28 protein-coding genes, 1 tRNA gene and 1 riboswitch are annotated in these 25,306 nt (G+C 35.4%); of the genes, 18 read left to right on the top strand and 11 right to left on the bottom strand.

The genetic code is table 11. The features are described 5' to 3' along the window. Nucleotides 1-87: 87 nt before the first annotated feature. A complete protein-coding gene (locus IGJ95_RS09470; protein ID WP_438761794.1) occupies nt 88-1,836 on the bottom strand; it encodes an ATP-binding protein in 1,749 nt (582 codons plus the stop codon). After that, complete coding sequence (locus IGJ95_RS09465) at nt 1,833-2,537, bottom strand: response regulator transcription factor (RefSeq protein ID WP_010734999.1); 705 nt, start codon at nt 2,535-2,537, stop codon at nt 1,833-1,835. The genes IGJ95_RS09470 and IGJ95_RS09465 overlap by 4 nt, the downstream gene beginning before the upstream one ends. Nucleotides 2,538-2,664: 127 nt before the next feature. Here IGJ95_RS09465 and IGJ95_RS09460 point away from each other — a divergent pair, with 127 nt between their 5' ends. The 5 genes from IGJ95_RS09460 (at nt 2,665) to IGJ95_RS09440 (ending at nt 6,113) form a co-directional block, all read left to right on the top strand. After that, nucleotides 2,665-3,138: a DUF523 domain-containing protein gene (locus IGJ95_RS09460; protein ID WP_010735000.1), complete on the top strand. Its 474-nt coding sequence runs from the start codon at nt 2,665-2,667 to the stop codon at nt 3,136-3,138. Further along, a complete protein-coding gene (locus tag IGJ95_RS09455) occupies nt 3,128-3,466 on the top strand; it encodes a putative DNA-binding protein (protein ID WP_010735001.1) in 339 nt (112 codons plus the stop codon). Before IGJ95_RS09460 ends, IGJ95_RS09455 begins: the two co-directional genes overlap by 11 nt. Before the next feature lie 20 nt (nt 3,467-3,486). Next, a complete protein-coding gene (gene ffh, locus IGJ95_RS09450) occupies nt 3,487-4,905 on the top strand; it encodes a signal recognition particle protein (protein WP_153830229.1) in 1,419 nt (472 codons plus the stop codon). 96 nt (nt 4,906-5,001) lie between these two features. Beyond that, nucleotides 5,002-5,565 (top strand): DNA-3-methyladenine glycosylase I, encoded by a 564-nt coding sequence (locus tag IGJ95_RS09445; RefSeq protein ID WP_062804951.1) that lies wholly within the window; start codon nt 5,002-5,004, stop codon nt 5,563-5,565. A gap of 14 nt (nt 5,566-5,579) precedes the next feature. Beyond that, entirely contained in the window at nt 5,580-6,113 is a 534-nt protein-coding gene (locus tag IGJ95_RS09440; protein ID WP_010735004.1) for a dihydrofolate reductase family protein, read from the top strand. Nucleotides 6,114-6,178: 65 nt separating this feature from the next. Here the strand turns inward: IGJ95_RS09440 and IGJ95_RS09435 are convergent, their stop codons facing one another. Continuing rightward, nucleotides 6,179-6,733, bottom strand: a complete 555-nt coding sequence (locus IGJ95_RS09435; RefSeq protein ID WP_010735005.1) for an NADPH-dependent FMN reductase — start codon at nt 6,731-6,733, stop codon at nt 6,179-6,181. Between the two features lie 316 nt (nt 6,734-7,049). On the opposite strand from IGJ95_RS09435, the gene rpsP reads away from it, so the two are divergent. From rpsP to rplS, 6 genes are all read left to right on the top strand, one after another. Continuing rightward, nucleotides 7,050-7,325 (top strand): 30S ribosomal protein S16, encoded by a 276-nt coding sequence (gene rpsP, locus IGJ95_RS09430; RefSeq protein ID WP_010735006.1) that lies wholly within the window; start codon nt 7,050-7,052, stop codon nt 7,323-7,325. 11 nt (nt 7,326-7,336) lie between these two features. Next, nucleotides 7,337-7,585, top strand: coding sequence for a KH domain-containing protein (locus IGJ95_RS09425; protein WP_010735007.1), 249 nt, complete (start codon nt 7,337-7,339; stop codon nt 7,583-7,585). A gap of 104 nt (nt 7,586-7,689) precedes the next feature. Continuing rightward, a complete protein-coding gene (locus IGJ95_RS09420; RefSeq protein ID WP_194179828.1) occupies nt 7,690-8,505 on the top strand; it encodes a hypothetical protein in 816 nt (271 codons plus the stop codon). Between the two features lie 125 nt (nt 8,506-8,630). Further along, nucleotides 8,631-9,155 (top strand): ribosome maturation factor RimM, encoded by a 525-nt coding sequence (gene rimM, locus IGJ95_RS09415; protein WP_010735009.1) that lies wholly within the window; start codon nt 8,631-8,633, stop codon nt 9,153-9,155. Next, complete coding sequence (gene trmD, locus IGJ95_RS09410; RefSeq protein WP_167347588.1) at nt 9,145-9,882, top strand: tRNA (guanosine(37)-N1)-methyltransferase TrmD; 738 nt, start codon at nt 9,145-9,147, stop codon at nt 9,880-9,882. Before rimM ends, trmD begins: the two co-directional genes overlap by 11 nt. A gap of 145 nt (nt 9,883-10,027) precedes the next feature. Continuing rightward, a complete protein-coding gene (gene rplS / locus IGJ95_RS09405) occupies nt 10,028-10,375 on the top strand; it encodes a 50S ribosomal protein L19 (RefSeq protein ID WP_002286913.1) in 348 nt (115 codons plus the stop codon). A 134-nt stretch (nt 10,376-10,509) separates the two neighbouring features. Here the strand turns inward: rplS and IGJ95_RS09400 are convergent, their stop codons facing one another. The 3 genes from IGJ95_RS09400 to IGJ95_RS09390 all read right to left on the bottom strand — a co-directional run bounded on the left by IGJ95_RS09400 (nt 10,510) and on the right by IGJ95_RS09390 (nt 12,953). Next, a complete protein-coding gene (locus IGJ95_RS09400) occupies nt 10,510-11,634 on the bottom strand; it encodes a tyrosine-type recombinase/integrase (protein WP_146896580.1) in 1,125 nt (374 codons plus the stop codon). A gap of 86 nt (nt 11,635-11,720) precedes the next feature. Beyond that, the gene (locus IGJ95_RS09395; protein WP_438761791.1) at nt 11,721-12,500 is read right to left on the bottom strand and encodes a DUF1828 domain-containing protein; all 780 of its coding nucleotides are present in this window, start codon (nt 12,498-12,500) and stop codon (nt 11,721-11,723) included. A 12-nt stretch (nt 12,501-12,512) separates the two neighbouring features. Next, nucleotides 12,513-12,953 (bottom strand): DUF6978 family protein, encoded by a 441-nt coding sequence (locus tag IGJ95_RS09390; protein WP_438761789.1) that lies wholly within the window; start codon nt 12,951-12,953, stop codon nt 12,513-12,515. 88 nt (nt 12,954-13,041) lie between these two features. Between IGJ95_RS09390 and IGJ95_RS09385 the strand changes: the two genes are divergently transcribed. From IGJ95_RS09385 to IGJ95_RS09365, 5 genes are all read left to right on the top strand, one after another. Continuing rightward, on the top strand, nt 13,042-13,482 hold the full coding sequence (locus tag IGJ95_RS09385) for a hypothetical protein (RefSeq protein WP_438761787.1): 441 nt from the start codon (nt 13,042-13,044) through the stop codon (nt 13,480-13,482). 79 nt (nt 13,483-13,561) lie between these two features. Then, nucleotides 13,562-14,074, top strand: a complete 513-nt coding sequence (locus tag IGJ95_RS09380) for a phage holin family protein (RefSeq protein ID WP_438762185.1) — start codon at nt 13,562-13,564, stop codon at nt 14,072-14,074. Continuing rightward, nucleotides 14,067-15,071, top strand: coding sequence for an N-acetylmuramoyl-L-alanine amidase (locus tag IGJ95_RS09375; RefSeq protein ID WP_438761337.1), 1,005 nt, complete (start codon nt 14,067-14,069; stop codon nt 15,069-15,071). The genes IGJ95_RS09380 and IGJ95_RS09375 overlap by 8 nt, the downstream gene beginning before the upstream one ends. A 119-nt stretch (nt 15,072-15,190) precedes the next feature. Continuing rightward, nucleotides 15,191-15,925: an ADP-ribosyltransferase gene (locus tag IGJ95_RS09370; RefSeq protein ID WP_438761785.1), complete on the top strand. Its 735-nt coding sequence runs from the start codon at nt 15,191-15,193 to the stop codon at nt 15,923-15,925. Between the two features lie 209 nt (nt 15,926-16,134). Next, a tRNA-Ile gene (locus IGJ95_RS09365) sits at nt 16,135-16,208 on the top strand. A 529-nt stretch (nt 16,209-16,737) separates the two neighbouring features. On the opposite strand, the gene IGJ95_RS09360 is transcribed toward IGJ95_RS09365, so the two are convergent. From IGJ95_RS09360 to thiD, 5 genes are all read right to left on the bottom strand, one after another. Then, entirely contained in the window at nt 16,738-18,084 is a 1,347-nt protein-coding gene (locus IGJ95_RS09360; protein ID WP_438761783.1) for a hypothetical protein, read from the bottom strand. A 63-nt stretch (nt 18,085-18,147) separates the two neighbouring features. Further along, nucleotides 18,148-19,482: a hypothetical protein gene (locus IGJ95_RS09355; RefSeq protein WP_438761781.1), complete on the bottom strand. Its 1,335-nt coding sequence runs from the start codon at nt 19,480-19,482 to the stop codon at nt 18,148-18,150. A 692-nt stretch (nt 19,483-20,174) separates the two neighbouring features. Continuing rightward, nucleotides 20,175-20,816 (bottom strand): thiamine phosphate synthase, encoded by a 642-nt coding sequence (gene thiE, locus IGJ95_RS09350; RefSeq protein WP_153830227.1) that lies wholly within the window; start codon nt 20,814-20,816, stop codon nt 20,175-20,177. After that, nucleotides 20,806-21,618, bottom strand: a complete 813-nt coding sequence (thiM, locus tag IGJ95_RS09345) for a hydroxyethylthiazole kinase (protein ID WP_153830226.1) — start codon at nt 21,616-21,618, stop codon at nt 20,806-20,808. Before thiM ends, thiE begins: the two co-directional genes overlap by 11 nt. Further along, a complete protein-coding gene (thiD, locus tag IGJ95_RS09340) occupies nt 21,615-22,427 on the bottom strand; it encodes a bifunctional hydroxymethylpyrimidine kinase/phosphomethylpyrimidine kinase (RefSeq protein ID WP_153830225.1) in 813 nt (270 codons plus the stop codon). Before thiD ends, thiM begins: the two co-directional genes overlap by 4 nt. A 76-nt stretch (nt 22,428-22,503) precedes the next feature. Further along, nucleotides 22,504-22,601, bottom strand: a riboswitch (TPP riboswitch). A gap of 225 nt (nt 22,602-22,826) precedes the next feature. On the opposite strand from thiD, the gene IGJ95_RS09335 reads away from it, so the two are divergent. Together IGJ95_RS09335 and IGJ95_RS09330 are read left to right on the top strand one after the other, a co-directional pair. After that, nucleotides 22,827-23,084 carry a TfoX/Sxy family protein gene (locus tag IGJ95_RS09335; protein WP_062804957.1) on the top strand — a complete coding sequence of 86 codons (258 nt, stop codon included), beginning with the start codon at nt 22,827-22,829 and terminating at the stop codon, nt 23,082-23,084. A 701-nt stretch (nt 23,085-23,785) separates the two neighbouring features. Beyond that, nucleotides 23,786-25,255 (top strand): InlB B-repeat-containing protein, encoded by a 1,470-nt coding sequence (locus IGJ95_RS09330; RefSeq protein WP_438761778.1) that lies wholly within the window; start codon nt 23,786-23,788, stop codon nt 25,253-25,255. Nucleotides 25,256-25,306: the final 51 nt, after the last annotated feature.

Here is a 25,306-nt window from a genome sequence, read left to right as displayed (position 1 = left end):
ATTGTTGGGTACAAAGAGATAGCGTCAACCTCCTAAAACAGAAATGTTCTTGGAGGTTGACGCTTATTTCATTTATACCTATCAGGTTCACGATAAATTGATTTTAGGGATCTTCACAATAAAGGTAGAGCCGATACCAGGGTGACTCTCGATCTCCACCGTACCATGAAGTAAATTCACGTATTCTTTCACGATCGACAATCCTAATCCTGTACCACCTGAATGGCGACTACGCGCTTTATCTACACGATAAAAACGTTCAAAGATGCGTTCTTGATCTTCGCGATCGATACCAATACCAAAATCTTGTACAGAGAAAATCAGCTGATCGTGGCTTTCGTAGCGAATGATGATCTCACTTTCTTCTTTTGAATATTGGATCGCATTTTCAAATAAGTTTTTGATGATTGGGTAAAGCAAATCAGGATGTGTCGTAAAGGCAGTATTTTCTCCAATCAATTTGATCGTCAACTGTTTTTTCCGGATCATTGGTTGATAGCTTTGGATCACTTGTTGGAAATAAGGCTCCATATAGATCGTTTGGGTTTCATGTAAACTCTCTTCGTCTTTTGATAACTGAATAATTTCTCGGATCAGCTTATCTAAACGAATCGCATCTTTTTGCATGATCAATAGAAATTCAGTAAGTGTGTCGGGGTCTTCTTTTGCACCGTCCAGTAAAGTCTCAGTAAACCCGATCAAAGAAGTGACAGGTGTTTTTAATTCATGTGAGACATTGCCGACAAAATCTTTTTGCATTTTTTCTAAATGTCTGACTTTTGTCAGATCATAAGCAACACCTAAAATTTGGCCAGTATCCTCTGAACTATTGAAATAACGCAAGCTGATATCCAGTGTTTGCGTACCGTCAGCAATCGTGACTTCTTGATGAACGATCGGTTCAGTCGGAGAAACTTGATGGATCAATTGGATCAATTTTGGTTCGCGGATCACTTCTGTGTAATGTTGATTTTCTTGATAATCTTTCACACCTAGATGGACTTGCATTTTTGGATTAAGCAGACGCAGTGTCGCATTGGAGTCAATCAGAAAGACACCGATCATCAATTCATTCAACAAGCTGTATAATTGCTCTTCCGTCGTTGTATAGGCGCGATACATTTTGGTCATCTGTTCACTCAAGCCATTGATCGTCTGGTATAATTCTTCCCATTGATCAGAAGTCTGCATAATGATTTCCGTTTGTTCCGGGCTCTTGACCATCTTTTTCAAAACAGGAATCACTGTTTTGAGTGGTTGGTTCCGTTGGTAAATCAGATAGTAAATCATAAATGTCAATAAAAGAAAGAAAACTAAGAAGAAACCAAATACCCAACGGCGAAAACTTTCCGTGCGAGGAAGAAAGCCACTTGTAGGTTCAGCGATGCGAATGATCGCTACTAATTTCCCATTGACTTTTATAGGCAAGGCGACATAAAGTAATTCTTCGTTCAATGTCGTACTCTTACGAAGTGAAGTGCCAAGCGTACTGCCTTCTAAGATCGCTTTGATTTCCGGACGTGTTTTTCTTTGTTCATGCAGAGAAGATTCTTCCGTGTCATAAATGATCGTGCCAGTTTGATCGATCAACGTCACTCGTTCATTGGATTGATGGACAAATTCATCCAGAACTGCTTTATTACTAGCAGAAGCAGGATTCTCAACATCTAGTTGACGAGCCAATAACTGCGCTTTTTTAGTCAAATAACTTTCTTGTTGTTCAATGATCTGTTGTTGGAAATAATGGGAGATGATCTGCCATCCGCCAAAAAATAAGCCAAGCAACAAGACGAGGAAAAATAAGCGCTCGGAGAATTTTTTCCATTGTTTTTTCATCGTTTTGGTTCCTGGAATTTATAACCAAAGCCCCGAACAGTCAGTAAATATTTAGGATGTTTCGGATCACGCTCGATTTTTTCACGTAAATGACTGACGTGGACATCAACAATACGACTTTGTCCAGAAAAATCAAAATTCCAGATACGATCCAACAGTGTATCTCGATCGATCACTCGATCTTTGCGTTTCATGAAATAAACAAGCAACTCAAATTCTTTCGGCGTAAGTTCGATCGGTTGGTCCTCGATCGTCACTTGATAATTCGTCAAGTCGGCTTTGATTTGTCCAATGGATAAGTATTCTGGTTCTGCCTCATCAGATTGAGTTTTACGGGGTTCGATCCGACGAAAGATGGCTTTCATCCGTGCAAGGACTTCCCGAGGGCTGAAGGGTTTCGTCAAATAATCATCCGCACCGATCTCCAGTCCAATGATTCGATCGACTTGATCATCTTTAGCTGTTAGGATCAATATAGGTGTGTCATTTTTTTCTTGACGGAGTTTTTGTGTGATCGCGATTCCGTCGATCGAAGGAAGCATCACGTCTAAAATAATGAAATCATATGAATGTTCCAATGCAAGATCAAGACCTTCTTGACCATCTGCAGCACTGGTTACTTTATATCCTTCTTTTTCAAGATTGAATGTCAGTAATGTTACAATTGAGGGTTCGTCATCAACAACTAGTACTTTTTTCATAAATTCTCCTTTTGATAAATTTCATCTCCTTTATTTTAGCACAGAATCGGGGGCAAGGACTATTTAACCAGCTAAATAAATGGTATAATATAAAAGCAATTTGCTCAGCTAAAGGAGAAAATGTCCGATGATCGGTATCAGTGCTTGTTTAGGTGGCGTGTCATGTCGCTATGATGGCCGGGAACAAACAATCCCTGCCTTAAAAAAACTCGTGACAGAAGGTCAAGCAATCGTGATCTGTCCAGAAGTAGCAGGAGGTTTGCCCATTCCAAGAGAACCAGCAGAAATCGTTGGTGGTGATGGGTTTGATGTCTGGGATCATCAGGCTAAGGTCATGACGATCTCTGGAAAAGATGTCACAGAAGCCTATAAAAAAGGTGCGATCAATGCTTATCAAGTGCTAAAGGAAAAGCAGATCTCAACGTTGATCTTAAAAGCAAATAGTCCTTCCTGCGGCTCATCAACTATCTATGATGGTAGTTTCACTGGTAGTCTGAAAGAAGGCATTGGCGTAGCTACCGCCTATTTTCTCCAACAAAAAATCAGTGTCTGCTCAGAAGAAGAGTGGATGGATCAACGAGGTGAGTTGAATGGAAATTGAGAAAACCAATCGGATGAATGCTCTTTTTGAATTTTATTCGACACTGTTGACTGAGAAACAAATGAATTATATGGAATTATATTATGCAGATGATTTCTCACTTGGAGAAATCGCTGAAGAATATGAAGTCAGTCGCCAAGCAGTTTATGATAATATCAAACGAACGAGCAAGATCTTGGAGAATTACGAAAAAAAACTCCACCTTTTTTCTGACTATGTCGTTCGTGAACAGTTGTTGACAGAATTGACGAACTATATCAATGAACAGTATCCTGAAGATCAAACGCTACAAGGATACATCAAAAAAATTCAAGAAATCGAAGAATAACAAAAAGGAATGAATAAAATATGGCATTTGAAAGCTTAACTGAACGCCTACAACAGGCGATGTCAAAGTTACGAAAAAAAGGAAAAGTCTCTGAAGCTGACGTCAAGGAAATGATGCGCGAGATCCGTTTTGCGCTATTAGAAGCCGATGTCAACTTACAAGTAGTCAAAGATTTTACGAAACGTGTGCGCGAACGTGCAGTTGGAGCAGAAGTACTTGATAGTCTTTCTCCAGCACAACAAATCGTAAAGATCGTGGATGAAGAGTTAACGATCACTTTGGGTTCTGAAACAGTTGAATTGACTAAATCTCCTAAAATCCCGACTGTCATCATGATGGCTGGGTTGCAAGGGGCAGGTAAAACAACGTTTACTGGTAAATTAGCGAATTATTTAAAGAAAAATGAAAATGCTCGTCCCTTATTGATTGCAGGTGACGTGTACCGTCCTGCTGCCATCGACCAGTTAAAAGTTTTAGGACAGCAATTGGATGTTCCGGTTTTTGATATGGGAACAGATGTGAGTCCTGTAGAAATCGTTCGTCAAGGGATGGAACTCGCAAAAGAAAAGAAAAATGATTACGTATTGATCGATACAGCCGGTCGTTTACACATTGATGAAACATTGATGGATGAATTAAAACAAATCAAAGACTTAACACAACCTAACGAAATCTTACTCGTTGTCGATGCGATGACTGGTCAAGATGCCGTCAACGTTGCGGATAGCTTCAATCAACAATTAGGGATCACCGGGGTCGTCATCACAAAATTAGATGGAGACACACGTGGGGGAGCGGCGCTATCAATCCGTTCAGTGACAGGCGCACCGATCAAGTTCATCGGTTCTGGTGAAAAGCTGACTGACTTAGAAGTCTTCCATCCAGATCGCATGGCAAGTCGTATCCTTGGTATGGGGGATATGTTGACGCTGATCGAAAAAGCGCAACAAGACTATGATGAGAAAAAAGCAGAAGAGCTTGCGCAAAAAATGCGTGAAAACTCATTTGACTTCAATGATTTCATTGAACAATTGGATCAAGTCATGGGTATGGGCCCAATCGAAGACTTATTAAAAATGATCCCAGGAATGAATCAAATGCCAGGAATCGAAAATATCAAAGTTGATCCGAAAGATGTTGAGCGTAAAAAAGCAATGGTTTATTCAATGACACCTGCAGAACGTGAAAACCCAGACCTATTGAATCCAAGCCGTCGACGCAGAATTGCTGCTGGTTCAGGGAACAGCGTAGTGGAAGTCAATCGTATGATCAAACAATTCAAAGAATCCCGTAAGATGATGCAACAAATGTCTAAAGGGGACATGAATATTCCTGGCATGGACCAAATGTTCGGTACCGGTGTCAAAGGTAAGCTAGGAAAAATGGCGATGAATCGCATGATGAAGAAAAACAAAAAGAAAAAGAAGAAAAAGAAATAAACAGTAATCAAGTGCAAAAAAGCTTCGAAGACGTATTTAATTTTGTCTTCGGAGTTTTTTCATACATTGTTTGAAAATCCTAAAAGGAGTGAGTCGATGAAACGCTGTCCATGGAGTGAATCAACTGAAATGATGCGTGAGTACCATGATACGATTTGGGGGGTACCTGAATATGAAGATCAACGACTGTACCGTAAATTAATGCTTGATATCAATCAAGCAGGTCTCAGCTGGCAAACGATCTTGAACAAGAGCCAAGCTTTTGATGAAGCTTATGACCAGTTTGAACTCGAAAAAATTGCCAAGTATGATGAAGAAAAAATCGAAGAATTGATGAACAACAAGGGGATCATTCGCAATCGTCGAAAAATCGAAGCGGCAATAACGAACGCACAAGCTGTTCTGGCAATGCAAGCCACTGGACTCAGTTTTTCGGATTATCTCTGGTCTTTTGTGGATGGCAAAGTAGTAACCGGAAACTACCAAGACCAAAGTGAAGTGCCAACTACTAGTGAACTCTCTGATCGTATCTCAAAGGACTTGAAAAAACGCGGCTTCAGATTTATTGGAAGTACGACTATTTATGCCTTTTTAGAAGCGGTAGGGATCATCAACGATCACCTGATCACTTGTTTTCGCCACCAAGAAGTCAAACGCTAAAGGAGAAGGATAATATGTCTAAGATCATTTTTTACGGAGCAATCAGTATGGATGGCTATCTAGCAACAACTAATGATGACTTACAATGGCTCTTCGATACGCCTACTGGGGAAAAAACAACCTATGATGCGTTTTATCAAACCATCGATACAACGATCATGGGCAGAAAAACATATCAAGAAGCCAAAAAATATTTAGATACAGCCAAGATCTATCCAGAAAAAACCAATTATGTCTTTTCAACAGACAAAGAATTGAAGCTGGAGGATGCTAGGGTCGTTCACGAAGATCCCGTAAGCTTTCTCAAGGGGTTGAAGGAATCAAGTGAACAAAGGATCTGGGTAGTTGGTGGGGGCAGTTTGCTCAAACCAATCATTGAACAGCAACTGATCGATGAATGGTACATTCAAATTGCGCCGGTTTTACTTGGGAATGGGATTCGTCTTTTTCAAGAAGGGGATTATGTACAGCGGTATCAATTGGTGGACACGAAACGCTTTGGCGAGTTCATCGAGCTACACTATCGTAAAGAAGAGCACAAAGAATAGTAGGTCACACAAAAAACCACGAAACAACATGCTGTTTCGTGGTTTTTTGTAAAATTAGCAAGACATCAAGCGTTCAATTTTCCCGCGAAATCTAGATACGCATCTAAAATCGTTTGGAAGAAATCAACGGTTCCTTGGATAATGTTGCCCTCTTCATCAAGTAAGTTAGTGATATTTCCGATATACGCTTCTGGTTGTTGTAATGTTGGGACATTTAAAAAGACTAATGATTGACGTAAGTGATGATTTGCGCCAAAACCACCGACTCCACCAGGAGAAGCAGTGACCACTAAACCAGGTTTTTTATCCCAAACACTTTGACCATAAGGACGAGAACCAACATCCAAGGCATTTTTCAATACAGCTGGCACTGAGCGGTTGTACTCAGGAGTTACAAAGATCACGCCGTCTAGATCTTTGACTTCTTCACGGAAACGTGTCCATTCTGCAGGTGTTTGCTCAGGTGTTTCGATATCTTCGTTATAAAAAGGAAGGTCATCGATTTTTACAAATACGCTCTCGTATCCTTCCGGTAATAAGTCCGCAAAAGTTTCTGCAACTTTCTTATTGTATGAATCTTTTCTTAAACTTCCGATGAAAAAACCAATTTTTTTTGTCATAAAACAATTCCTCCTTCAATCTTTCTATATTTATCTTACAAAAAATAAGTAAACTGAGCAAATAAAAACACTTGGGTTATTTTAATGTGTGATTGAAAACATAGGAAATGCTTATGGATAGGGGATTTACAAGCTTCCTATGTTCAACCTTGATGATTCAAAAAAGTAAGAAAAAATCCGTAGAAAAGGAACAAACTACTTAGAGAAAGAATAAAAATAGAAAAAAATCAGACTGTAAAGAAAAAAAGCTTTACAGGGTAAAAAAAAACTGGTACACTACATCTTGTGAATAAAACAATGGAGGTGGAAATATATAATGGCAGTTAAAATCCGTTTAAAACGTATGGGTTCTAAAAAGAGTCCTTTTTACCGTATCGTCGTAGCTGATTCACGTTCTCCTCGTGATGGACGTTTCATCGAAACTGTAGGTACTTACAACCCTTTGAAAGACCCTGCAGAAGTAGTTTTAAAAGAAGATTTAGTACTTGACTGGTTATCAAAAGGTGCACAACCTTCAGATACAGTACGTAACATCCTTTCAAAAGAAGGCGTTATGAAAAAACATCATGAAGCTAAATTCTCAAAGAAATAAGGTGACCGGATATGAAAGATTTAAGCGACTTAGTCTTAACAATCGTTCGTCCGTTAGTTACTTATCCTGATCAAGTCCAGCTAGAAGTCGTTGAGTCGGAAGATTTTTACGAATACAATCTAACTGTGGCTCCCGAAGATATCGGTCGTATCATCGGTAAACAAGGACGCGTTGCGAAAGCAATCCGCACAATCGTTTACGGAGTACGAATCAATGCACCGAAAAAAGTGCGTTTGAATATCATCGACAATAAAGAATAAACTGTTTCGTTTTCGCGAAACAGTTTTTTTGTGTTCTTTAGAGATCATATTTGGCAAAAACAGGTACAAAGCGTATCCTTAATAGTAAGAGAGGAGTGTTTCGAATGAAAAAAATAGGTTTGATCAGCTTATTCGCAGTCGCTTTACTCGGTGCCTGTCAATCACCAAGTGAAACGAGTCAAGAAACGACAAATGAAACAGTTCGTACGACAGAAACAAGTACTTCAAAAGAAGAGATAGGGTCATCTTCCGTGAGTAGCAATGAGACAGCCTCATCAGCTGAAACAAGTACGAGTACGCAAGAAAATTCGACGCAAACTGCCTTTGAGCAATTGCAAAAAGAGTATCCAGACACACCGATGCCCAAAGAGATCCCAGTTGGGTCATCTAACTTGAACATCGCAGCAACGATGACAAAACAAGGCTTTTCTGTCTTATACTATCAATCAGAACAAGCGCTACCACTAAACGACGCCTCATTGAACCAAGCAGAACCAATCGCTTCTTACCTTTATCAAGATGACTTTGCATCTTCCCAAGAAACACTGAACACGATTCAGCCATTTACGGTCGATACTGGAGGAAGACAAGTCGATCTCGGTTATAACATTGTCGGTTATCAACAAGGTGCTGCTGGTTCTTCGATTCTTGAATGGCAAGAAGGAAATTGGCGGTTACGAATACGTGCCAGCAATATTGACGGACAAGATCCTGTACCTTTGGCGAAACAGATCGTGACTTACTTGGAGTCTGCCCGCTTACCTGCACCGGAAAAAGTCGGAACGATCGAAATCAATATGACCGATGGCACGAATCAAAATACTCGAATCATTTGGCAAAAACCAACCACTGTCTATACCATCACGAATCAAGATTCGATGAATGCATTAAAAATGGCTGTTTCCATAGAACAACAATAAAAGAAGACTAGAATTGCCAAGAACCACATGCTAAAATAGACAGGAAACGATAGAACACTCTGAGTCCAAAAGCAAATCGGGACCAAGCAGAGTGACAAGAATCATGAAAGAAATGAGGACAAAAGTTGACTGAATATCTAAACGTTGGCAAGATTGTCAATACCCAAGGAATCAAAGGTGAAGTCCGTGTCATCTCAACCACAGATTTCCCTGAAGAACGTTACAAAAAAGGTGAAGTTTTGACACTCTTCCAAGAAGGAAAAGCTCCTGTAGAATTGACTGTAAAGAGTCACCGTAAACACAAAAACTTTGATTTACTCAGCTTTGAGAATCATCCTTCCATCAATGACGTTGAAAAATACCGTGATGGTATCTTACGTGTATCAAAAGAAAACTTAGTTGAATTGACAGAAAATGAATATTACTACCATGAAATCATTGGCTTGAAGGTCATTGATGAAAACGAAAAAGAACTAGGAAAGATCAAAGAGATTTTATCTCCAGGTGCAAATGACGTTTGGGTCATCCAACGACCAAAGAAAAAAGATGCACTGATCCCGTATATCGATTCCGTCGTTCAAGAAGTCGATCTTGAAAATGGCTTGGTTCGTGTGACATTATTAGAAGGATTGATCGATGATGAAGATTGACGTGTTGACTCTGTTTCCACGAATGTTTGAAGGTCCGATGGGGGAATCGATCATTGGTAAAGCAGTAGCAAAAGAATTGTTAGAAATCAATGTTTCTAATTTTCGTGAGTATTCGGACAACAAACACCAAACAGTCGATGATTATCCATATGGTGGTGGGGCAGGGATGTTATTGAAAGTCCAACCCATCTATGACAATATCAAAGCCATCGAAGAAAAACATCCAGAAACAAAAAAACGTGTGATCTTGCTTGATCCAGCTGGTAAACCATTTAATCAAAAAATGGCAGAAGAATTTTCGGAAGAAGAGCATCTGATCTTTATTTGTGGCCACTATGAAGGCTATGATGAGCGCATCCGTTCACTCGTAACAGATGAAGTCTCATTGGGAGATTATGTATTGACCGGTGGTGAGCTAGGCGCCATGGTGATGATCGATGCGACCGTTCGGCTATTGCCAGATGTTTTAGGTAATCAAACATCTGCCCAAACAGACTCGCATTCTACTGGCTTGTTGGAACATCCTCAATATACAAGACCAGCAGAATTCAAAGACATGAAGGTACCAGAAGTATTGACCAATGGTAATCATAAATTGATTGAAGAATGGCAACTAAAAGAATCCTTACGCCGAACATATCTTCGACGTCCAGACATGTTAGCAAAATTAGACATGACACCGCAAATGGAAAAAATGCTAGCGGAGATCAAAAAAGAAGAAGCTTGAGTTGCAACAAATAAATGAAAATTTTCTTTACACTCACCATAGAATATGATAGTATTCTATGGTGAGTGTAAAAACACTTAACTATTACGATGTTCCGCTGTGAGAAATTACTCATAAGAATGTTTGGAATAAGGAGAAGAAAACAATGAATCCATTAATCGAAGAATTAACAAAAGAACAACTACGTTCTGACATTCCAGCTTTCCGCCCTGGTGACACTGTACGTGTTCATGCGAAAGTTGTCGAAGGTACTCGTGAACGTATCCAGTTATTTGAAGGTGTTGTAATCAAACGCCGTGGTGCTGGAATCAGCGAAACTTATACAGTACGTAAAGTTTCTAACGGTGTAGGCGTTGAGCGTACATTCCCATTGCACACACCACGTGTTGCAAAAATCGAAGTTGTCCGTTACGGTAAAGTACGTCGTGCGAAATTGTACTACCTACGTGCATTACACGGAAAAGCAGCTCGTATCAAAGAAATCCGTCGTTAATTTATTGTTATCGAATGGTAAAAGAACTCTTGTTAATTCAAGAGTTCTTTTCTTTTTTATGTTATATTGATATTCCTTTAGCTGATTGAAATTTTAATTTAAATAGTGATGAGGGGCAAAAAAGGGGCAAACTTTTATAAAAGCTCAAGATCACTCTGTAATTTTTCACGCATTCCTTCAGTAACATGAAGATAAATTTGTTGAGTTAATTTACTGTCCTCATGTCCAACTCTGTCTTGAATGACATACATCGGTGTTCCTATTTCAGCAAGTTTAGAAATATGAGTATGCCGAAAAATATGAGAGCTTAAATTTTTAGATTCATCGATTCCCATTTGTTTCCTATGAGTTCGTAAATAAGTGTTTATTGCATTTATCAAAATTGGAGTACCATGTTTGGTTTGAAAAAGGAATTCTCCTTGTGGATTTAATTCGAGAAGACGTTGGTAGATGGTTAAAGTTTTTTTGGATAAATCAATGGTACGCATTCCAGCAGCAGTTTTTGTCCGATTAGACTTTTTCATTTCTTTTACTCTACGTTCACGATAAAGTAAAGTTCCGTTTATTGTTACTGTTTTCTTCTGAATATCTATATCTGATTTAAGAAGAGCCGTAGCCTCGCCTGGACGCATTCCTGTGAGATAAAGCCATTGGAATAGTAAGCCATATCGTTCATTGTGAGCCATTGAGAAATCAATTATTTTTTTATATTCTGTATCTTCAAGGTACTTGTCCTTTATTTTAGCTGTTCTAAATTCTTTTTTATAATTAATTTCTACTTTATCCATGGGATTCACATGGATATATTCTTTTCTTACAGCATATTTTAATACAAGATTGATTTTAGCTTTTATAATTGCAACGTACTTATTTGATAAATTTTTATCGTATAAGTATTTATCAAGAATATCATTTAATAATCTAGCATCAATTCGTGAAACCAGTGTATTTTTTCCAATGTCTTGTTTGACTGCAGTCATTAAATTGTTTGTGGATAAATAGGTACTTTCAGCTACTTGTTTTTTATAGTGATTAAACCATTCGCTATATAATTCAAGGAATGTGATTTCTTTAGTAGCGGAATCAATTTCTTTAAGTTTTTTAGCAATTTTATTATTAAGAATATAAGATGCTTCTTTTTGTGTTTGTCTAGTTTTATTACTTTTAACGATTGATACTCTTCTTAGTTTACCAGTTAAAGGATCAGTATATCGTTCTACATATTTATACTTTCCACTAGAAAGTTCTTCAATCCACATTACATTTATCCTCTCTTTCTTTCGAATATATGTTCTTATTGGTTGTAAAAGAAAAGCCCGAAGGCTTTTTACTTTATCGATTTATTCTATTGAGCTAATTCATCTATGAATTCTTGTCTTTTTGAAAAAGGAATTACTTTAATTCGCTCATGTTTAAGCAAAGAAACGATATCAGGTCTAACTTCTTTTTCAGCATCATTAATGAAAGTATAAAATGTCGTTGGTCGACTGACTATTTCGCTAGTATTGTGTACATCAGCAGTCAAAGCCTTTGCATACATTTCATTATTTGGAACATTTAATGTTTTTATTAGCTTATCAGGTATATCTCTAATTCCTGGAATTGAAAATTCAAATTTATGACTCATTCCAGAAAGTCCTACGTAGGAAACGTTTTGACTTGCCCTTATATTATTATTTTCTAAGAAATTTGCTATGTCTTCAAAAAATACATTTGAAGTTTGTTTTTTCCCTAGCATAAACATATCGTTAGTGAAAAGCATTGCTTGTAACAAACGATGCTTATCATTTGGGAAATTTGACAAATTAGTATTTAATGATAATGAGTTATCCTCTAAATTTATAGAAACACCATATGATAGTAACTGTCTTGTTAGTAGATTTTTTCTTTGTGGTGATCTCAAAACATAGATTCCACTTGCCTCTAAATCATCTATAACATATCCTCCATCAGTTAAGATAATATTTTCTTTATCTTTCACTTGAGCATAAAGAATTAAGCTATCATTGTGCCTATCAAAAAAAGGTGTATCAATTCTAATAAATCCAGTTTCCAAGTTTTTATAACTAAATTTTTCCGAAACCCAATCATTATAGATTTTTTTTAAATTAGAACTTTCAATCATTATATTCACCTCCTAATTTGGATCTTCTTGAATATTAGTATACAGTAAAAATTGTTCTAATACAGAAAATATCGATTCTAGATCGGTAAACTCTGTTGGTAATGGATAGGCAAACGCATCTTTAGCATACTCCGAATCTTTATATATATGAATATGATTGTTTGATATAATTTCGCCATCAGGATTTCTGTGAGATCCATTATTTATATCAATACGTATTAAATGATCATTGGTTTCTTTAAAACGTAAATGTATGCTAAATCTTTCCTTTTCCAAAGGATGTCGATACCTATGCAATTTGTATTCAATTCCATCACTCATCCCTAAAACTAGTGTATCATCTTTAATTTTTCCTATAACTGGCATTTCAGAAGGAAGTTTTTCTTTCATATATTTAAGAGAGTTTATTAAATTTTTAACTTGTATATCTATCAAATGATTCAATATATTCATTTATTTTCTCCTTTGATTTCAACCAAATGACTTTGTCTGGGATTTGACTTCTGAATATATAGAAGCAAATTTTGCTAAGGAAACAGAGGTGGAAACAAATACTAATAATATTGCAATGCTAATTGATGACTTAAGAGTAGTGACGGCGAATGTTGTTTGGATGAAAAATAATACTTATGTTCTAGGGGAATGGCAAGATTTATCACTAACAGAAGGTTATCAAGGAGGAGACGGAACTAGTCCTAAGTATCGAGTTGACACAATAGATGGTCATAAAAAACTATCATTTAGAGGTGCGGTAACCACAACAAGTAATACATTGCCTAGTCAAACACAACAACATATTATTTCTACATTGCCAGATGAACTCACCCCTTCTGATACTAAAATGGGCTTAGGGACAACTAATTCATTGAGTACTTCATGCAGAATAGCTGTCACTAGCGCAGGAAATCTATACGTAGGAAATGACAGTGGCAAAGATGTTAAATATTGTTATTTAGATACATTTTCATATTGGTTAGATTGAAGAAAATAAAATCATTTAGTAGCGTGCTCAAATGAGTGCGCTTTTTATTTTTATGAAAGGAAGAAAATAAGTGAATACAATGATAGAACTGTTGAAAAATCAACTTTTAAAAATGAGTCATGACGGTAGTTGGGTATTCGGTGCAATTGGTGGAGGAATTTCTTTTGTGTTTCCTGATTGGATTACGTCAAAGAAATTAGGCATTGAGCATGCAGTTGTTATTGGAATATTATTAGCAGTTTTTCTTATGGAATGGGCTGTGGGTTCTAGTTTAGCCAAATTATCGACAAGTAAAAAGAAAAATAGTACGACTCTGATCGATTCAGCTATTCGAGATTTTGTAATCTTGGTGATTTGCATGATTGCCTATGGCTTTGATTATTTGTTAGGTACTGGTTCCATTATTTTTTGTTTGTTTATCTTCGCTTTTATTTACCATAATTTCTATAGTTTGATGGCCAATATCGCTGTTTTAGGTTGGGAAGATAAATTTCCAATGTGGCTAATTAAGTGGCTAGAAGATGAAATTGAAGTAAAAAAAGAAAAATATTTCCCAACAAATCATTTACAAGGAGACGATGAAAATGAGTAAACATTTAGTAGTATTTGGACATGGCCAAGGTGATCCCGGAGCACTGGGAAATGGCTATCAGGAAGCAACGTTTACCCGTAATATTTTAGGACCAAAACTAAAAGCATGGGCTGCAAAACTAAAAAATAATCAGATTGATTTTTACAATGAATCGCTAGATATGTATCAACAAACAAAAGCTGGAGGTGGCGCGTATGACGTAAATGGTTATGCTTCGGTGACAGAGTTTCATTTAGATGGATCAAGCAATCCTAGCGCTGAAAATGGTCATGTGATTATCAATGCTCGATTTAAAGCGGACAGTAATGATCTTGCGATTGCAAAAGTGATTGAGAAATATGTTGGATTGTGGGGATCATCAAAGCCAACAGGAACATTTGGACGTTCAGATTTGCTAAACTGCAATGTATTTTCTAATCGTGGAATTCCATACCGCTTAGTTGAACTAGGATTCATCTCTAATGCAAATGATGTAAAGAAATTAGTTGATAACATTGATGCAGTAGCGAAAGAATTAATCGAAGCAATTACTGGTGAATCTTTGGGAGTATCTTCTTCAAACAATACAAATGCCAATAGCTCATCTAAGCCAAAAACACACGATGAATATGTGACAGAAAGCCCGATTCAGAAAGCAAATGGGCAAGAAGCCAAACTAGAATTGATGAAAGAAGTTGAGAAAGGGATTTTAACGATTCAAGGCTGGCAAGGAGCAGGGAATCACAGATACGGTTATATTTTCTTAATGGATAAACAAACAGGCAAAGAATTAGCTAGAGTTGCGACTCCTGGAATCGTTCGAGAAGATGTCAACAAACACTTAGGCGTTGCCAAGGGGTTAAAATATGGGATGAAAGGTGAGTTTGACATGAAAAAATTTGTCGGAAAGAATGTTTATATTATGTTTAGACGAACGAATGATCCAGCAGGAAATACAAAGGGTGGCCATCAAGATTTCCACTTCAAAGATTTAGCGTTGACGATTCCAAAACGATAAAAAATAGCTCCTCGTTGAGGGGCAGTACATACAAAATCAATTTTAAAAGCATTAAACTTGAATATCACGTGTTATTTATAATATTTTATTTATAATTCAAATGATAGGATGTGTATGCTATGGAAAGAAAAATAAAAGAAACTAAAATTTTATTTTGTATCATGTTTTTGTTTTTTATGCTTGTTCCTAATTCTACTGTTCTAGCTAATGAGAGTTTTAAAGAATTTACAAATGCTCAAGAAGCAACAACTTGGGGGATCAATCATTCAGGAAATTATTTATTTTCAGATGAACAACGACAAATGTTCAAAGATTATACCTATAATTCTCGTCCATTTAATAGTAATTTGAGAAAAGGAATACCTTTTTCAGATTTAAGCATAGAAGAACAAAAAAGAATTTCCATATTAGATGAAGCAGTTGTTTATCCGCTTATTACAGAAAATATCATTGTTTATCGATATGCGAATATAGACTTTTTTGAACGACTTGGCTATTCTTTGCAAGAAATAGAAGAAAACATATGTAATAATTATTTTCAAACAGTATTGCCTACTGCAGCAGATTATCTAAAAAATACAGGAATAGTGGGAAAGATATATCAAGATCCAGGTTTTTTATCAACGACTTTGGTGAGAAACTCTGTATTTACTCATCGACCAATCGAATTAAGAATAAAAGTGAGGAAATGGAAAAACGCTACTTTTTTAGGATATTATGGAATGAGCTTTTACCCACAAGAATTGGAGTTATTATTTCCTAGAGATGAAAAATTAAGAGTTGAAAATATTAGTTTATCATCAAATAATAAAATTGTTATAGAAACACAAATGCTAGGACCGTATTTTTTCTAGAATGAAAAAATTGTTGAATATGAAGAACGTCTTAGTTAAATAGTAAGATCTTGACATTAGTGAAAAATGTTCGATAAAATAATTGTGTTATCGCATGTAACCATTATCTCTCTTAGCTAATACCAACTTAAATTTATGCGATAACAGGTTTGTTGCCACTATAATTCTTCCTTAAAACAAAAATGTCCATGATGCTGTGACAACAACCTGTACCCTTAGCTCAGTTGGTTAGAGCAGGCGGCTCATAACCGTCCGGTCGTAGGTTCGAGTCCTATAGGGTACATGCGAACTCCTTACTTCTCATTATAGGAAGTAGGGATTTTTTTATGTGCCAAATAATTTTTTTATTGTTCGAGTTGTTTGGTGGCTTTGATTAGAAAAGCTTTATTTAGCAATTAAATAGAATTACTTATAGCTATGATTAGTTCTCCTAAAACAGCTCCAAAACCTAAATTAACTAAGGAGTATATACAGAAATTAAAGGAGGAGACTTAAAAAAATAAAGAGGCTAAAGGAAATTTAAATAATAAAAATAAGAATGGATATTTATAACTATTTAAAAGTTAATAATTAGTAAAACAGAAAAAGATATTTATCTTTTTCTGTTTTACTAATTCTAGTGACAAAATAGTTTAGGTGATACAAGAAAGAATTAGAAGTGTTACCTGGTTAAGGATTTTTTCATGTTTTCGATTTACATAAAATTATGATAGTGAATTTAACCACCGTAAAAAGGTACATAGTTATTATAGCTAAGTACTAATTGTCAGTTATATTTTTTAGGTAGGCACAAAGAGGTAACATTAGTTATATTAACGATCTATATATTTTAAACTACGCTTAAACTTTTTTTGTTTATTTTTTTTTACTTTATTTATTTCTTTTTCTAATAAATCAATATTCTTAGGTACTATAGGTATTCTATTTAATGATCGCTTAATAAAGTGAATATTACTAATATTCATACTAATAACATCAGCATGAATATTAGTATAATCTAATTTTGGAATATACAAATCTTGTTTTTTATAGAAATTATTTGTTAGATACATTTGTAATTTTTTTGATAGTGGGTGATTGATTCTGCAATCTTTAAGATAAGAATAAGTATTGAAGATATTTTCCATAATTTCTTTGGTTATAGAAATATCAAATTTTAAAGTTTCCAATCTATCTAACAATATAGCAATTAATGCCCAATATATTTCTTTAGTTGAATTTATATGTGGTAATTTATAAGTAGACAAATATCTAGCTTGAATACTTTTAAAAGAAAGAGAATATTTTACTTTAGCTATTTCACATTTTTTCTCTTCTCCTAGTGCAATTTTTAAAGCAATATCTAATTCTTTAATTAGACAATTTCCAACGAGATTTTGATATGTGCTGACAATTTCTCCGTAATATTCCTTTATTGCTAATTTTTTGATTTTTGAAAAAAAAATTTCTGAGAAATCTGATTCCATATTATTTGAATCAGATTTCTGCATTTTTATTTTATTTGATAATTCATTTCTTTGTTTTCTAATATCTACAGTACCCAAGCACAGAACTGTAGATAGTTTTTTTACCGATTCGTTAGGGATAATATAGTAGTAATTAATAATATCTCTTTTATTACGTTGGATAGGATGAGGATCCATAGTTATTGGTTTAAAATTATTTCTTAATGAATAGAATTGGTTAGCCTTATCAAAAAATTCTAACTGAATAAAATTATTTTTATTTTGTATTCTACAACTAATTTCATGGAATCGCCAATCTTCAATAGAAAAATCATAATAAGCTACTGTTATTGGTAGTATTAAAAAGCTCTCTTTTGTATTAGGAATTAAATTTTTAATTTCAAAAGGTAACAGCTCTGGTACAATCGAAGCATTTATACTATTTTCTAACGAAACTTTTAGTAATTCTATATTTTGAGATTTAAAATCATTTACGTTTAGATCCAAATAATCTTTATATAAAGAAATTAATTCTATGTTAGGCTTATAGGATTCCATTTTTGATAAAGAAATTCTGTTATCCATTAGATTGAGTAATTGTAAAATTATTTGCATAGAAAAGAAAGAATATTCTTCGTCATTCATGAATGCTGTTCTTTTAGATTTTGCGCATTGTACTAGATGGGTATAGTATTCTTCTTCTTCTTGATTCATATTTATCCCTCGTCTTATTATAGAAATATAATTTTCGTTATTTCAAATGAATTTATATATTTTTTACCGGTTCTTATAATTGACAGTAATACTTTCTTTCCATTTTTTTCTTTTATAAAAAGGTTGTTTTTTTATTTCTGCGTTTAAATTATCTAGACTTTTAGGATTAAAATATCCGTGTATTAATGCTTTTCTTATATTTTTTATATAGTCCAAATTCATATTAGAACTATCTATAGAAAGATTTGTTCTTTTGGTTTTTGAAATAACTAGATTAGAATTACTGTATAGTTGATTTGTTAATTTAGTTTGCAATGTTTTTTTAAACGGACTATCTTGACGACAATTCTTTAAATATTTATAAGTATTATATAGTTCTATGAGATTTGTTTGATAGTCTTCTTTCATAAATTTTAGAGATTCAAAACGGTCCATCAGAATAGCAATTAAAGAAGCATAAATGGTACTAGTAGACTTAATATTAGGTAATTTATATTCTGAAAGTGAAGTATAAGAATTAAGCCTATCCATAGATAGAGGTTCTAAATAATTACTAGGCTGTATTTTACCTAATGCTACTTTTAGTGTGGTATCTAATTCCTTTGAAAAACAATTTCCTAGTGCCTGGTAACTACTAATTTTATTCCCATAATGTTCTTTGTTTGAGATAGTACTTAATTTAGTAAAGAAGTAATCTCTAATATTTGAATTAGAAAAATTAGGAAATTCATGTGTGAAAGGCAATAAAAAAACACTTTTTTTTTGTGTTTCTAAATTATTAATTCCTAATGATAATAAATCAGAAAGTTCTGAAATTCTTTCAATTGAAATATAATAATGATAATCAATAATTATTTTTGGAGGAGTATTTTTATGATTTTGAGACCAGACATAATCTGTTTGTTTTGCACGAGAAGGTATAAATAAACCAGATTTATCGATAATCTCTACTTCAATCAGATCTGATTTTTTTCTTATAATAGAGCCTACTTCATGACTAATCCATTCATTTTTTGATGAGTCATATTGAAATATACTTAATGGTATTACTAAAAAACTATCTTCTTCATTTGTAATTAAATTCTGCATTTCATCTTGTAATAATCTAGGTTCTAGGGTACTATATATGCTATTTTCTAATGATTTTTTTAAATTCAAAATATCTCTATGTTTAAAGTCAGATTCATGTAGTGTTAAATAATCATTATAAAGAGATATTAATTCAACATTGAATTTATAAGGTGCCAAATCTTGATACTTCCAAGAATTGTCTTTTAAATTTAGTATTTGTAGCATGATATCAGTCATTATTGAGGCATAATCATTGGAGTTTAAGAAATCTTTTCGTTTTGTTTGTGCAAGTAATTTTAAAGTTTGGTAAGTTTCTTCTGAATTCAAAATAAAAATCCTTTCTAATTAGCTTATAATAATAAAAAAAATGATATTTATGTTTCAAACACTTTAAATAAATATAAGAGAAATAGATTTATCTTATATTTATTTATAAATTAGCGATGTTTTAGAGTGCAATAGTTTGTATAAGATTATCTATTTAGTTACAAATATTATTTATATTCTTTTCGTTACATTCTATACTGTAAGTTAGGTGAAATTCTCTAATGAACCTATTATTATTTTTTTTTTACTAAAATGGAAAAAATTCAGATTGTAGATAAAAGTAATAGTTGATATATTAGTTTTCAGTCTTTTAATAACTCTAAATAGCGGAGTGCCTTGAGGTATTTTTTTGAGAAAGGGGAAGAAAAGGGGCAAAAATTGACTGATGATTGGTTTTTTATGACAATTTTTGAATAGTCTAAGACATCTAAAATGTTGATATGAAAGTGTTTTGGAGCTTTTGATGTATATTTAAATAGTCTTTGAATCCCTACGTGCATTACACGGAAAAGCAGCTCGTATCAAAGAAATCCGTCGTTAATTTCTTATTATCAGACAGAGGAAGAACCCTTGAATTTTCAAGGGTTCTTTTTTTTGCTTTACGACAAGTAGGGTTCGTGAATTTAAATTAAATGAATATCATCGAGGATCAATCGAAATGTAAATCCCCCTTTTTAATGGTGGTTATGTTTTTACTGTTTTTTGATAAACGTATTGATTTGTACAGAAAGTTCTTTAGTCGCTTTTTTGATTTCTTCTTTTGCTAGGATCGCTGAAACCACAGCAAAGCCTTGGACGGGGAAGGTTTTGAATTCTGCAATCGTGTGTTCGTTGAGACCACCGATCAAAACAACAGGGATCGAAACGTGTTGAAGAATCTTCTTGAGTTCATTTTTTGATACGATGATGGCATCTGTTTTAGTAGCGGTTGGAAACATCGTCCCTACACCTAAATAATCTGCCCCAGCTTGTTCAGCGGAAATTGCTTGTTCGAGTGTTTGGACGGAAGCGCCGATGATTTTTTCAGGGCCAATCATTTTTCTCACCACAGCCACAGGTAGATCTGTTTGACCGACATGAACACCGTCTGCATCACAAGCTAACGCAATGTCTACTCGATCGTTGATGATCAATGGAACATTGTATGGTTTAGCTAATCGTTTCAATGCGATCGCTTCCTCATAAAAATCTCGTGAATTGGCTTTTTTTTCTCTCAACTGTAAGACGGTAATACCTCCTTCAAGAGCTTGTTGCACTGCTTCTTGGAGGGGCTTTTTTTTCAGCAGTGACTGGTCTGTCACTAGGTATAAGGAATAGTTGATGTCATTTTTCAAAGTAGTTTCCTCGCAGTAGTAATGTTTCCCGATCAATACGGCTGATTTCATCAATCAGTGCGATCCGAAAACTTCCCGTACCAGCCGTTTGTTCCAACGCAAGCTCGCCAGCAATCCCCATGGTAAGAACAGCTGTAGTTGCTGCATGGAAAAGATGTTCAGGAGACCCCCCACAAAAGCTAGCAATCAATGAAGTGAGCATACAGCCAGTGCCAGTGATCCGACTCATTTCAGGACAACCATTGTGCACTAAGATTTTACGCCGCCCATCAGAAATCACATCTGTCGCACCGGTGATCACTACGATACATTTGTGAGCGGTTGCTAATTGATCAGCAATCCGTTGGGCTTCTTCAATGGAGCTTGCATCATCTGCCGAGGCATCGACACCTTTCGTCTTGCTTGCGATTCCCGCTAAAAAGCGGATTTCTGAAATATTGCCACGAATCACTGCACATTTCAAGTTTTCTATGATCGTTTTCGCTGTTTGATTACGAAACTGTGAAGCCCCTGCACCGACTGGATCAAAAATGATCGGGATACCTTTTTCGTTGGCTGTTTGCCCAGCTGAAAGCATCGAAGCTACGGTACGTTCATTCAAAGTACCCATGTTTAGTACCAATGCCTGTGACATTGCTGTGATTTCCGCTACCTCTAACGCATCATCAGCCATGATCGGTGAACCACCGATCGCAAGTGTGACATTCGCACAATCATTGACCGTTACATAGTTCGTGATATGGTGGACCAAAGGATTTTTCATACGGACCGTTTCTACAGCTGTTTTTAAAAATGTATTCATTGACTTTGTTCCTCCTTAAGACCATTGCGATAGAGTGAATAGAAATGATTGGTTGGGCCATGACCTTCGCCCAATTCTAGTGAATGTGCGATTGCAGTAGTGATATATTTTTTAGCCTTGGAAATTGCTTGGTCTAATGGTACGCCCAAAGCGAGTTGTGAGGCAATCGCTGAAGAGAAGGTACAACCAGTGCCATGGGTGTTTTTTGTGACGATTCGTCCAGATGTATAGGAGTAAATATTTTTCCCATCATACAATATATCAGTGGCTTCACCTGTGCGATGGCCTCCTTTGATCAAAACTGCAGCGTGACATGTTTCATAAATAGCTTTTGCTGCTCGTTCCATTTCTTCCAGGGAAGTAATCGAGCGATCTGCGATTTTTTCTGCTTCTGGAATATTTGGGGTGATCAAAGTAGCTAATGGTAAGACGTTTTTGATCAATGTGTCGATTGCTTCTGGCTCCATCAAGGCATCGCCATTTTTCGCATACATCACAGGATCTAGTACAATATTTTTAGGTTGCCATTCTTGTAGACTGCTTGCGACAGCTAACATCGTATCTGCACACGACAACATACCGATTTTAACTGCATCAGGATAGATGTCCTCGAAAACAGCTGTCATTTGTTCATTGATAATTGTTGGTGCGATGTCTTGGTATGAGATCACACGAGCGGTATTTTCAGCGACTACTGAGGTGATCACAGACATTCCATAAACACCATGAGCGGCAAATGTTTTTAAATCGGCTTGGATACCGGCGCCACCGCTACAGTCTGAGCCAGCAATACTTAGTACTTTTTTCATCAAATTCCTCCTTAAATTAGAAAAAAGACATTCTTCCAGTATAGAAGAATGCCTTGATTGTTTCGATTTCGCATCAACAAAAAGGACATTTGCTCCCTACGCTGGTATCAACCAACAGGTTCAAAGGGTCAGGTTTTACCTTCTCAACGCGATAACGTCCCCCTGCAAACAAAATCATATTTAGTTACGAACCAATGATATCTGAAAAAAGCAGAAGATTCAAGTTTACAGGAGCAAGCCTACACTGAGTAGCTAAAAGCAACAGTTTACTTTCTTTCGAAGTAGCGTTCTTATAGGAATTGCTAGTGCGTTTCTCAAGATGGTATACTAAAGAAAAACGATAGAATATTCTAAGTGTACGATGCAATATATCAAAGCCAAACTTTTGGAGGGAATCTTATGACAGAGTTAAGTAATCTACCGAATATAGGGAAAGTATTAGAAGAAAATTTGCGAAAGATTGGTGTGACAACGGAAGAAAAATTTAAAGAAAAGGGAACGGAACAGATATTTTTTGAAATTCGTCAAAAGGTGGACAGTGGCGCCTGTCTGCATATGCTATATGGAATTGAAGGAGCGAGAAAAGGCAAGCCTATGCAAGCTTTGACAAAAGAGGAAAAAGAAAAGTTAAAGCAATTCTATCGAAGCCTAAGCTAAAATAATAAGCAATGAAATCCGGAAATTGTGGCTTGTTCCGTATTTCGTTGCTTATTTTTGTATAATTTTTAAAAAAAAAGTTCATTGCTATCGATGGATAAGCAATCTTTGTTTTACTTTTCTGATCAAAATAAGCGATGAAGATAGAAAATACGAAATTATTAAAGAATATTTTTGTGTGAATTTAATAACAATATTTAGTTTTTTTATAACTTTTTAACAGAAATATATATTGCTAGGAAGAAGCGATGAAGTTGATTGGATTTGAAAAAAAGAGAACTTGAACAAAAAAATAGAATATATTTAATTACTGGTTTACTAGCATTATGAGGATTTGGTATGCTAAAATCCATGCAATTTTAATTTAAAATTTGTTATGATTTACTTGAGATTAAGTGAACTTTCATTTTTGTAAACCACTAAAAAATAGCTAATAAACAAAAAAATATAACAATTTTGGTGTATGATCGCAGGCTTTTATATTTTTATAATTTTAATAATAAATTAAAAGCGAATGAAACATTATAACTAAATAGTAAGGTAGGAGATTAAATTTGTGATCGAATTTACTATCATTACTTTTTTCAAAAAAAGAGGGTTTACAAAACGGAAAACATTCATTTTTTTATTGATCATCATTGAGCAATTTAATATGCAAAGGGAATGTGATTTTTGACTTCATGTCAGAATGGAGGATCATTATGAAAAAGATAGTCGCTTGTTTTATTGTTTTACTGGTATTTTTAGGTTTCAATCCAACTATTTCTGCGGCAACTCTAGGAATCAATTCAGAAGTGTCGTATTCTGCAAATGGCATTGATTATTATGATGTCGGGGAAGATGCAATGATCCCATGGCGTTTTAATGGTGCACAAATCAATCCTGGAAGTTCTCCAGGGATATTTTCAACACAAGTGAAATTGTTATCTCAAAACCAACAAAGTGGCAGAGCAATGGTCATGGTTGATCTAAGCACGCTAGATAATACTGATGAGGAAAGAAGAAATCCTAGTGAGATGGAGCTGGAAGTTTTTCTAAATGGGACCTCCTTAGGAAAATATCAGGTCGGCGACCTATTCAGTAATACTAGCCCGTACCTAGATCCAAGTGTTCGTATGATCGGCGTCCCATTTACCATCGAAGGTGAAGTCGGTGATATAAATACACTTGAAATTCATGTCTCGCTACCAGTAGATGCGTCAAATGCTTCTCGACTAGCATCAATTACTGTAAATGCTTCATTCACACCAATTGAATCGTTTACAGTGAGTTATGCAGATGGTGTAGAGAATGACGTTGTATTTGAGGATAAAACTTTCAAACGTATTGAATCTGGAACTGCTACACCAGGTTTTGGTGCAGAACCAACAAGAAAAGGTTATACATTTGCTGGTTGGAGTCCGACTGTCAGCGAGACAGTTACAACCGATGCGCTTTATACAGCAACATGGGAACCAATTCCAACGTATCAGGTCAACTATACAGACGGTGTACCAGATGAAGAGATTTTTGCAGATCAAGTCTTTAACAATTTAGTCGCCGGTTCTGCGACACCCATATTTAGTGGGCAACCTACAAGAGCTGGGTATATATTTAAAGGATGGGATAAAGCAATAACTAATACAGTGACTGGTGATGGCACTTATACGGCCATTTGGGAACCTGTGATTCCACAAACTGTCACTTATCAAGTGATCTATACAGACGGTGTTGCAAATCAACCCATTTTTGAAAACCAAGTATTTTCAAAATTGATTAAAGGCATAGCAACCCCTGTGTTTAGTGGAACACCATCAAGAGAAGGCTATAAATTCATCGGTTGGACGCCAACTGTCAGCGAGTTTGTGGAAGGTAATATGACTTATACCGCACAATGGGAAAAATTACCGCAAATCATTGAACCGGTGATACCATCGATCCAACAACCAGAAGGAAACAAAGTGTATGAAACAGTAAAAACAACTGAAACAACTAAAGCAATAACTAAAGTAATGAAAAAAGATAAAGTTACGTATAGTACACCCATAAAACAACCTAGAAAAGTGAGTCATCTTCCAAAAACGGCGGAACAATCGATGTATTCGACTAGTATGGTTGGCTTGGGTATGTTTATAGTCTTCGTAATAGGAATATGCTGGTTAAAACGTTCGAAATCAGAAGGTAGCCGATAAAACTGAAAGATAATCCTCACGTAAAAAAATATTATAAAGGAAAGAACTAGT

The sequence above is a fragment of the Enterococcus sp. AZ156 genome (assembly GCF_051714165.1).
Classification (GTDB): domain Bacteria; phylum Bacillota; class Bacilli; order Lactobacillales; family Enterococcaceae; genus Enterococcus_B; species Enterococcus_B pernyi.
The sequence above is the reverse complement of the archived record's forward strand: the minus strand, read 5'-3'. Positions and strand labels throughout refer to the sequence as shown.

Excerpts from the sequence above, each read along its gene's own strand:
- IGJ95_RS09445 (WP_062804951.1), top strand. The coding sequence starts at position 5,002 with ATGAAACGCTGTCCATGGAGTGAATCAACTGAAATGATGCGTGAGTAC.
- rplS (WP_002286913.1), top strand. The coding sequence starts at position 10,028 with ATGAATCCATTAATCGAAGAATTAACAAAAGAACAACTACGTTCTGAC.
- IGJ95_RS09440 (WP_010735004.1), top strand. The coding sequence starts at position 5,580 with ATGTCTAAGATCATTTTTTACGGAGCAATCAGTATGGATGGCTATCTA.
- IGJ95_RS09455 (WP_010735001.1), top strand. The coding sequence starts at position 3,128 with ATGGAAATTGAGAAAACCAATCGGATGAATGCTCTTTTTGAATTTTAT.
- thiM (WP_153830226.1), bottom strand. The coding sequence starts at position 21,618 with ATGAATACATTTTTAAAAACAGCTGTAGAAACGGTCCGTATGAAAAAT.
- IGJ95_RS09335 (WP_062804957.1), top strand. The coding sequence starts at position 22,827 with ATGACAGAGTTAAGTAATCTACCGAATATAGGGAAAGTATTAGAAGAA.
- IGJ95_RS09460 (WP_010735000.1), top strand. The coding sequence starts at position 2,665 with ATGATCGGTATCAGTGCTTGTTTAGGTGGCGTGTCATGTCGCTATGAT.
- IGJ95_RS09420 (WP_194179828.1), top strand. The coding sequence starts at position 7,690 with ATGAAAAAAATAGGTTTGATCAGCTTATTCGCAGTCGCTTTACTCGGT.
- IGJ95_RS09465 (WP_010734999.1), bottom strand. The coding sequence starts at position 2,537 with ATGAAAAAAGTACTAGTTGTTGATGACGAACCCTCAATTGTAACATTA.
- IGJ95_RS09390 (WP_438761789.1), bottom strand. The coding sequence starts at position 12,953 with ATGAATATATTGAATCATTTGATAGATATACAAGTTAAAAATTTAATA.
- trmD (WP_167347588.1), top strand. The coding sequence starts at position 9,145 with ATGAAGATTGACGTGTTGACTCTGTTTCCACGAATGTTTGAAGGTCCG.
- IGJ95_RS09400 (WP_146896580.1), bottom strand. The coding sequence starts at position 11,634 with ATGTGGATTGAAGAACTTTCTAGTGGAAAGTATAAATATGTAGAACGA.
- IGJ95_RS09380 (WP_438762185.1), top strand. The coding sequence starts at position 13,562 with ATGATAGAACTGTTGAAAAATCAACTTTTAAAAATGAGTCATGACGGT.
- IGJ95_RS09395 (WP_438761791.1), bottom strand. The coding sequence starts at position 12,500 with ATGATTGAAAGTTCTAATTTAAAAAAAATCTATAATGATTGGGTTTCG.
- IGJ95_RS09435 (WP_010735005.1), bottom strand. The coding sequence starts at position 6,733 with ATGACAAAAAAAATTGGTTTTTTCATCGGAAGTTTAAGAAAAGATTCA.
- IGJ95_RS09425 (WP_010735007.1), top strand. The coding sequence starts at position 7,337 with ATGAAAGATTTAAGCGACTTAGTCTTAACAATCGTTCGTCCGTTAGTT.
- ffh (WP_153830229.1), top strand. The coding sequence starts at position 3,487 with ATGGCATTTGAAAGCTTAACTGAACGCCTACAACAGGCGATGTCAAAG.
- IGJ95_RS09470 (WP_438761794.1), bottom strand. The coding sequence starts at position 1,836 with ATGAAAAAACAATGGAAAAAATTCTCCGAGCGCTTATTTTTCCTCGTC.
- IGJ95_RS09375 (WP_438761337.1), top strand. The coding sequence starts at position 14,067 with ATGAGTAAACATTTAGTAGTATTTGGACATGGCCAAGGTGATCCCGGA.
- IGJ95_RS09330 (WP_438761778.1), top strand. The coding sequence starts at position 23,786 with ATGAAAAAGATAGTCGCTTGTTTTATTGTTTTACTGGTATTTTTAGGT.
- thiD (WP_153830225.1), bottom strand. The coding sequence starts at position 22,427 with ATGAAAAAAGTACTAAGTATTGCTGGCTCAGACTGTAGCGGTGGCGCC.
- rpsP (WP_010735006.1), top strand. The coding sequence starts at position 7,050 with ATGGCAGTTAAAATCCGTTTAAAACGTATGGGTTCTAAAAAGAGTCCT.
- IGJ95_RS09360 (WP_438761783.1), bottom strand. The coding sequence starts at position 18,084 with ATGAATCAAGAAGAAGAAGAATACTATACCCATCTAGTACAATGCGCA.
- IGJ95_RS09370 (WP_438761785.1), top strand. The coding sequence starts at position 15,191 with ATGGAAAGAAAAATAAAAGAAACTAAAATTTTATTTTGTATCATGTTT.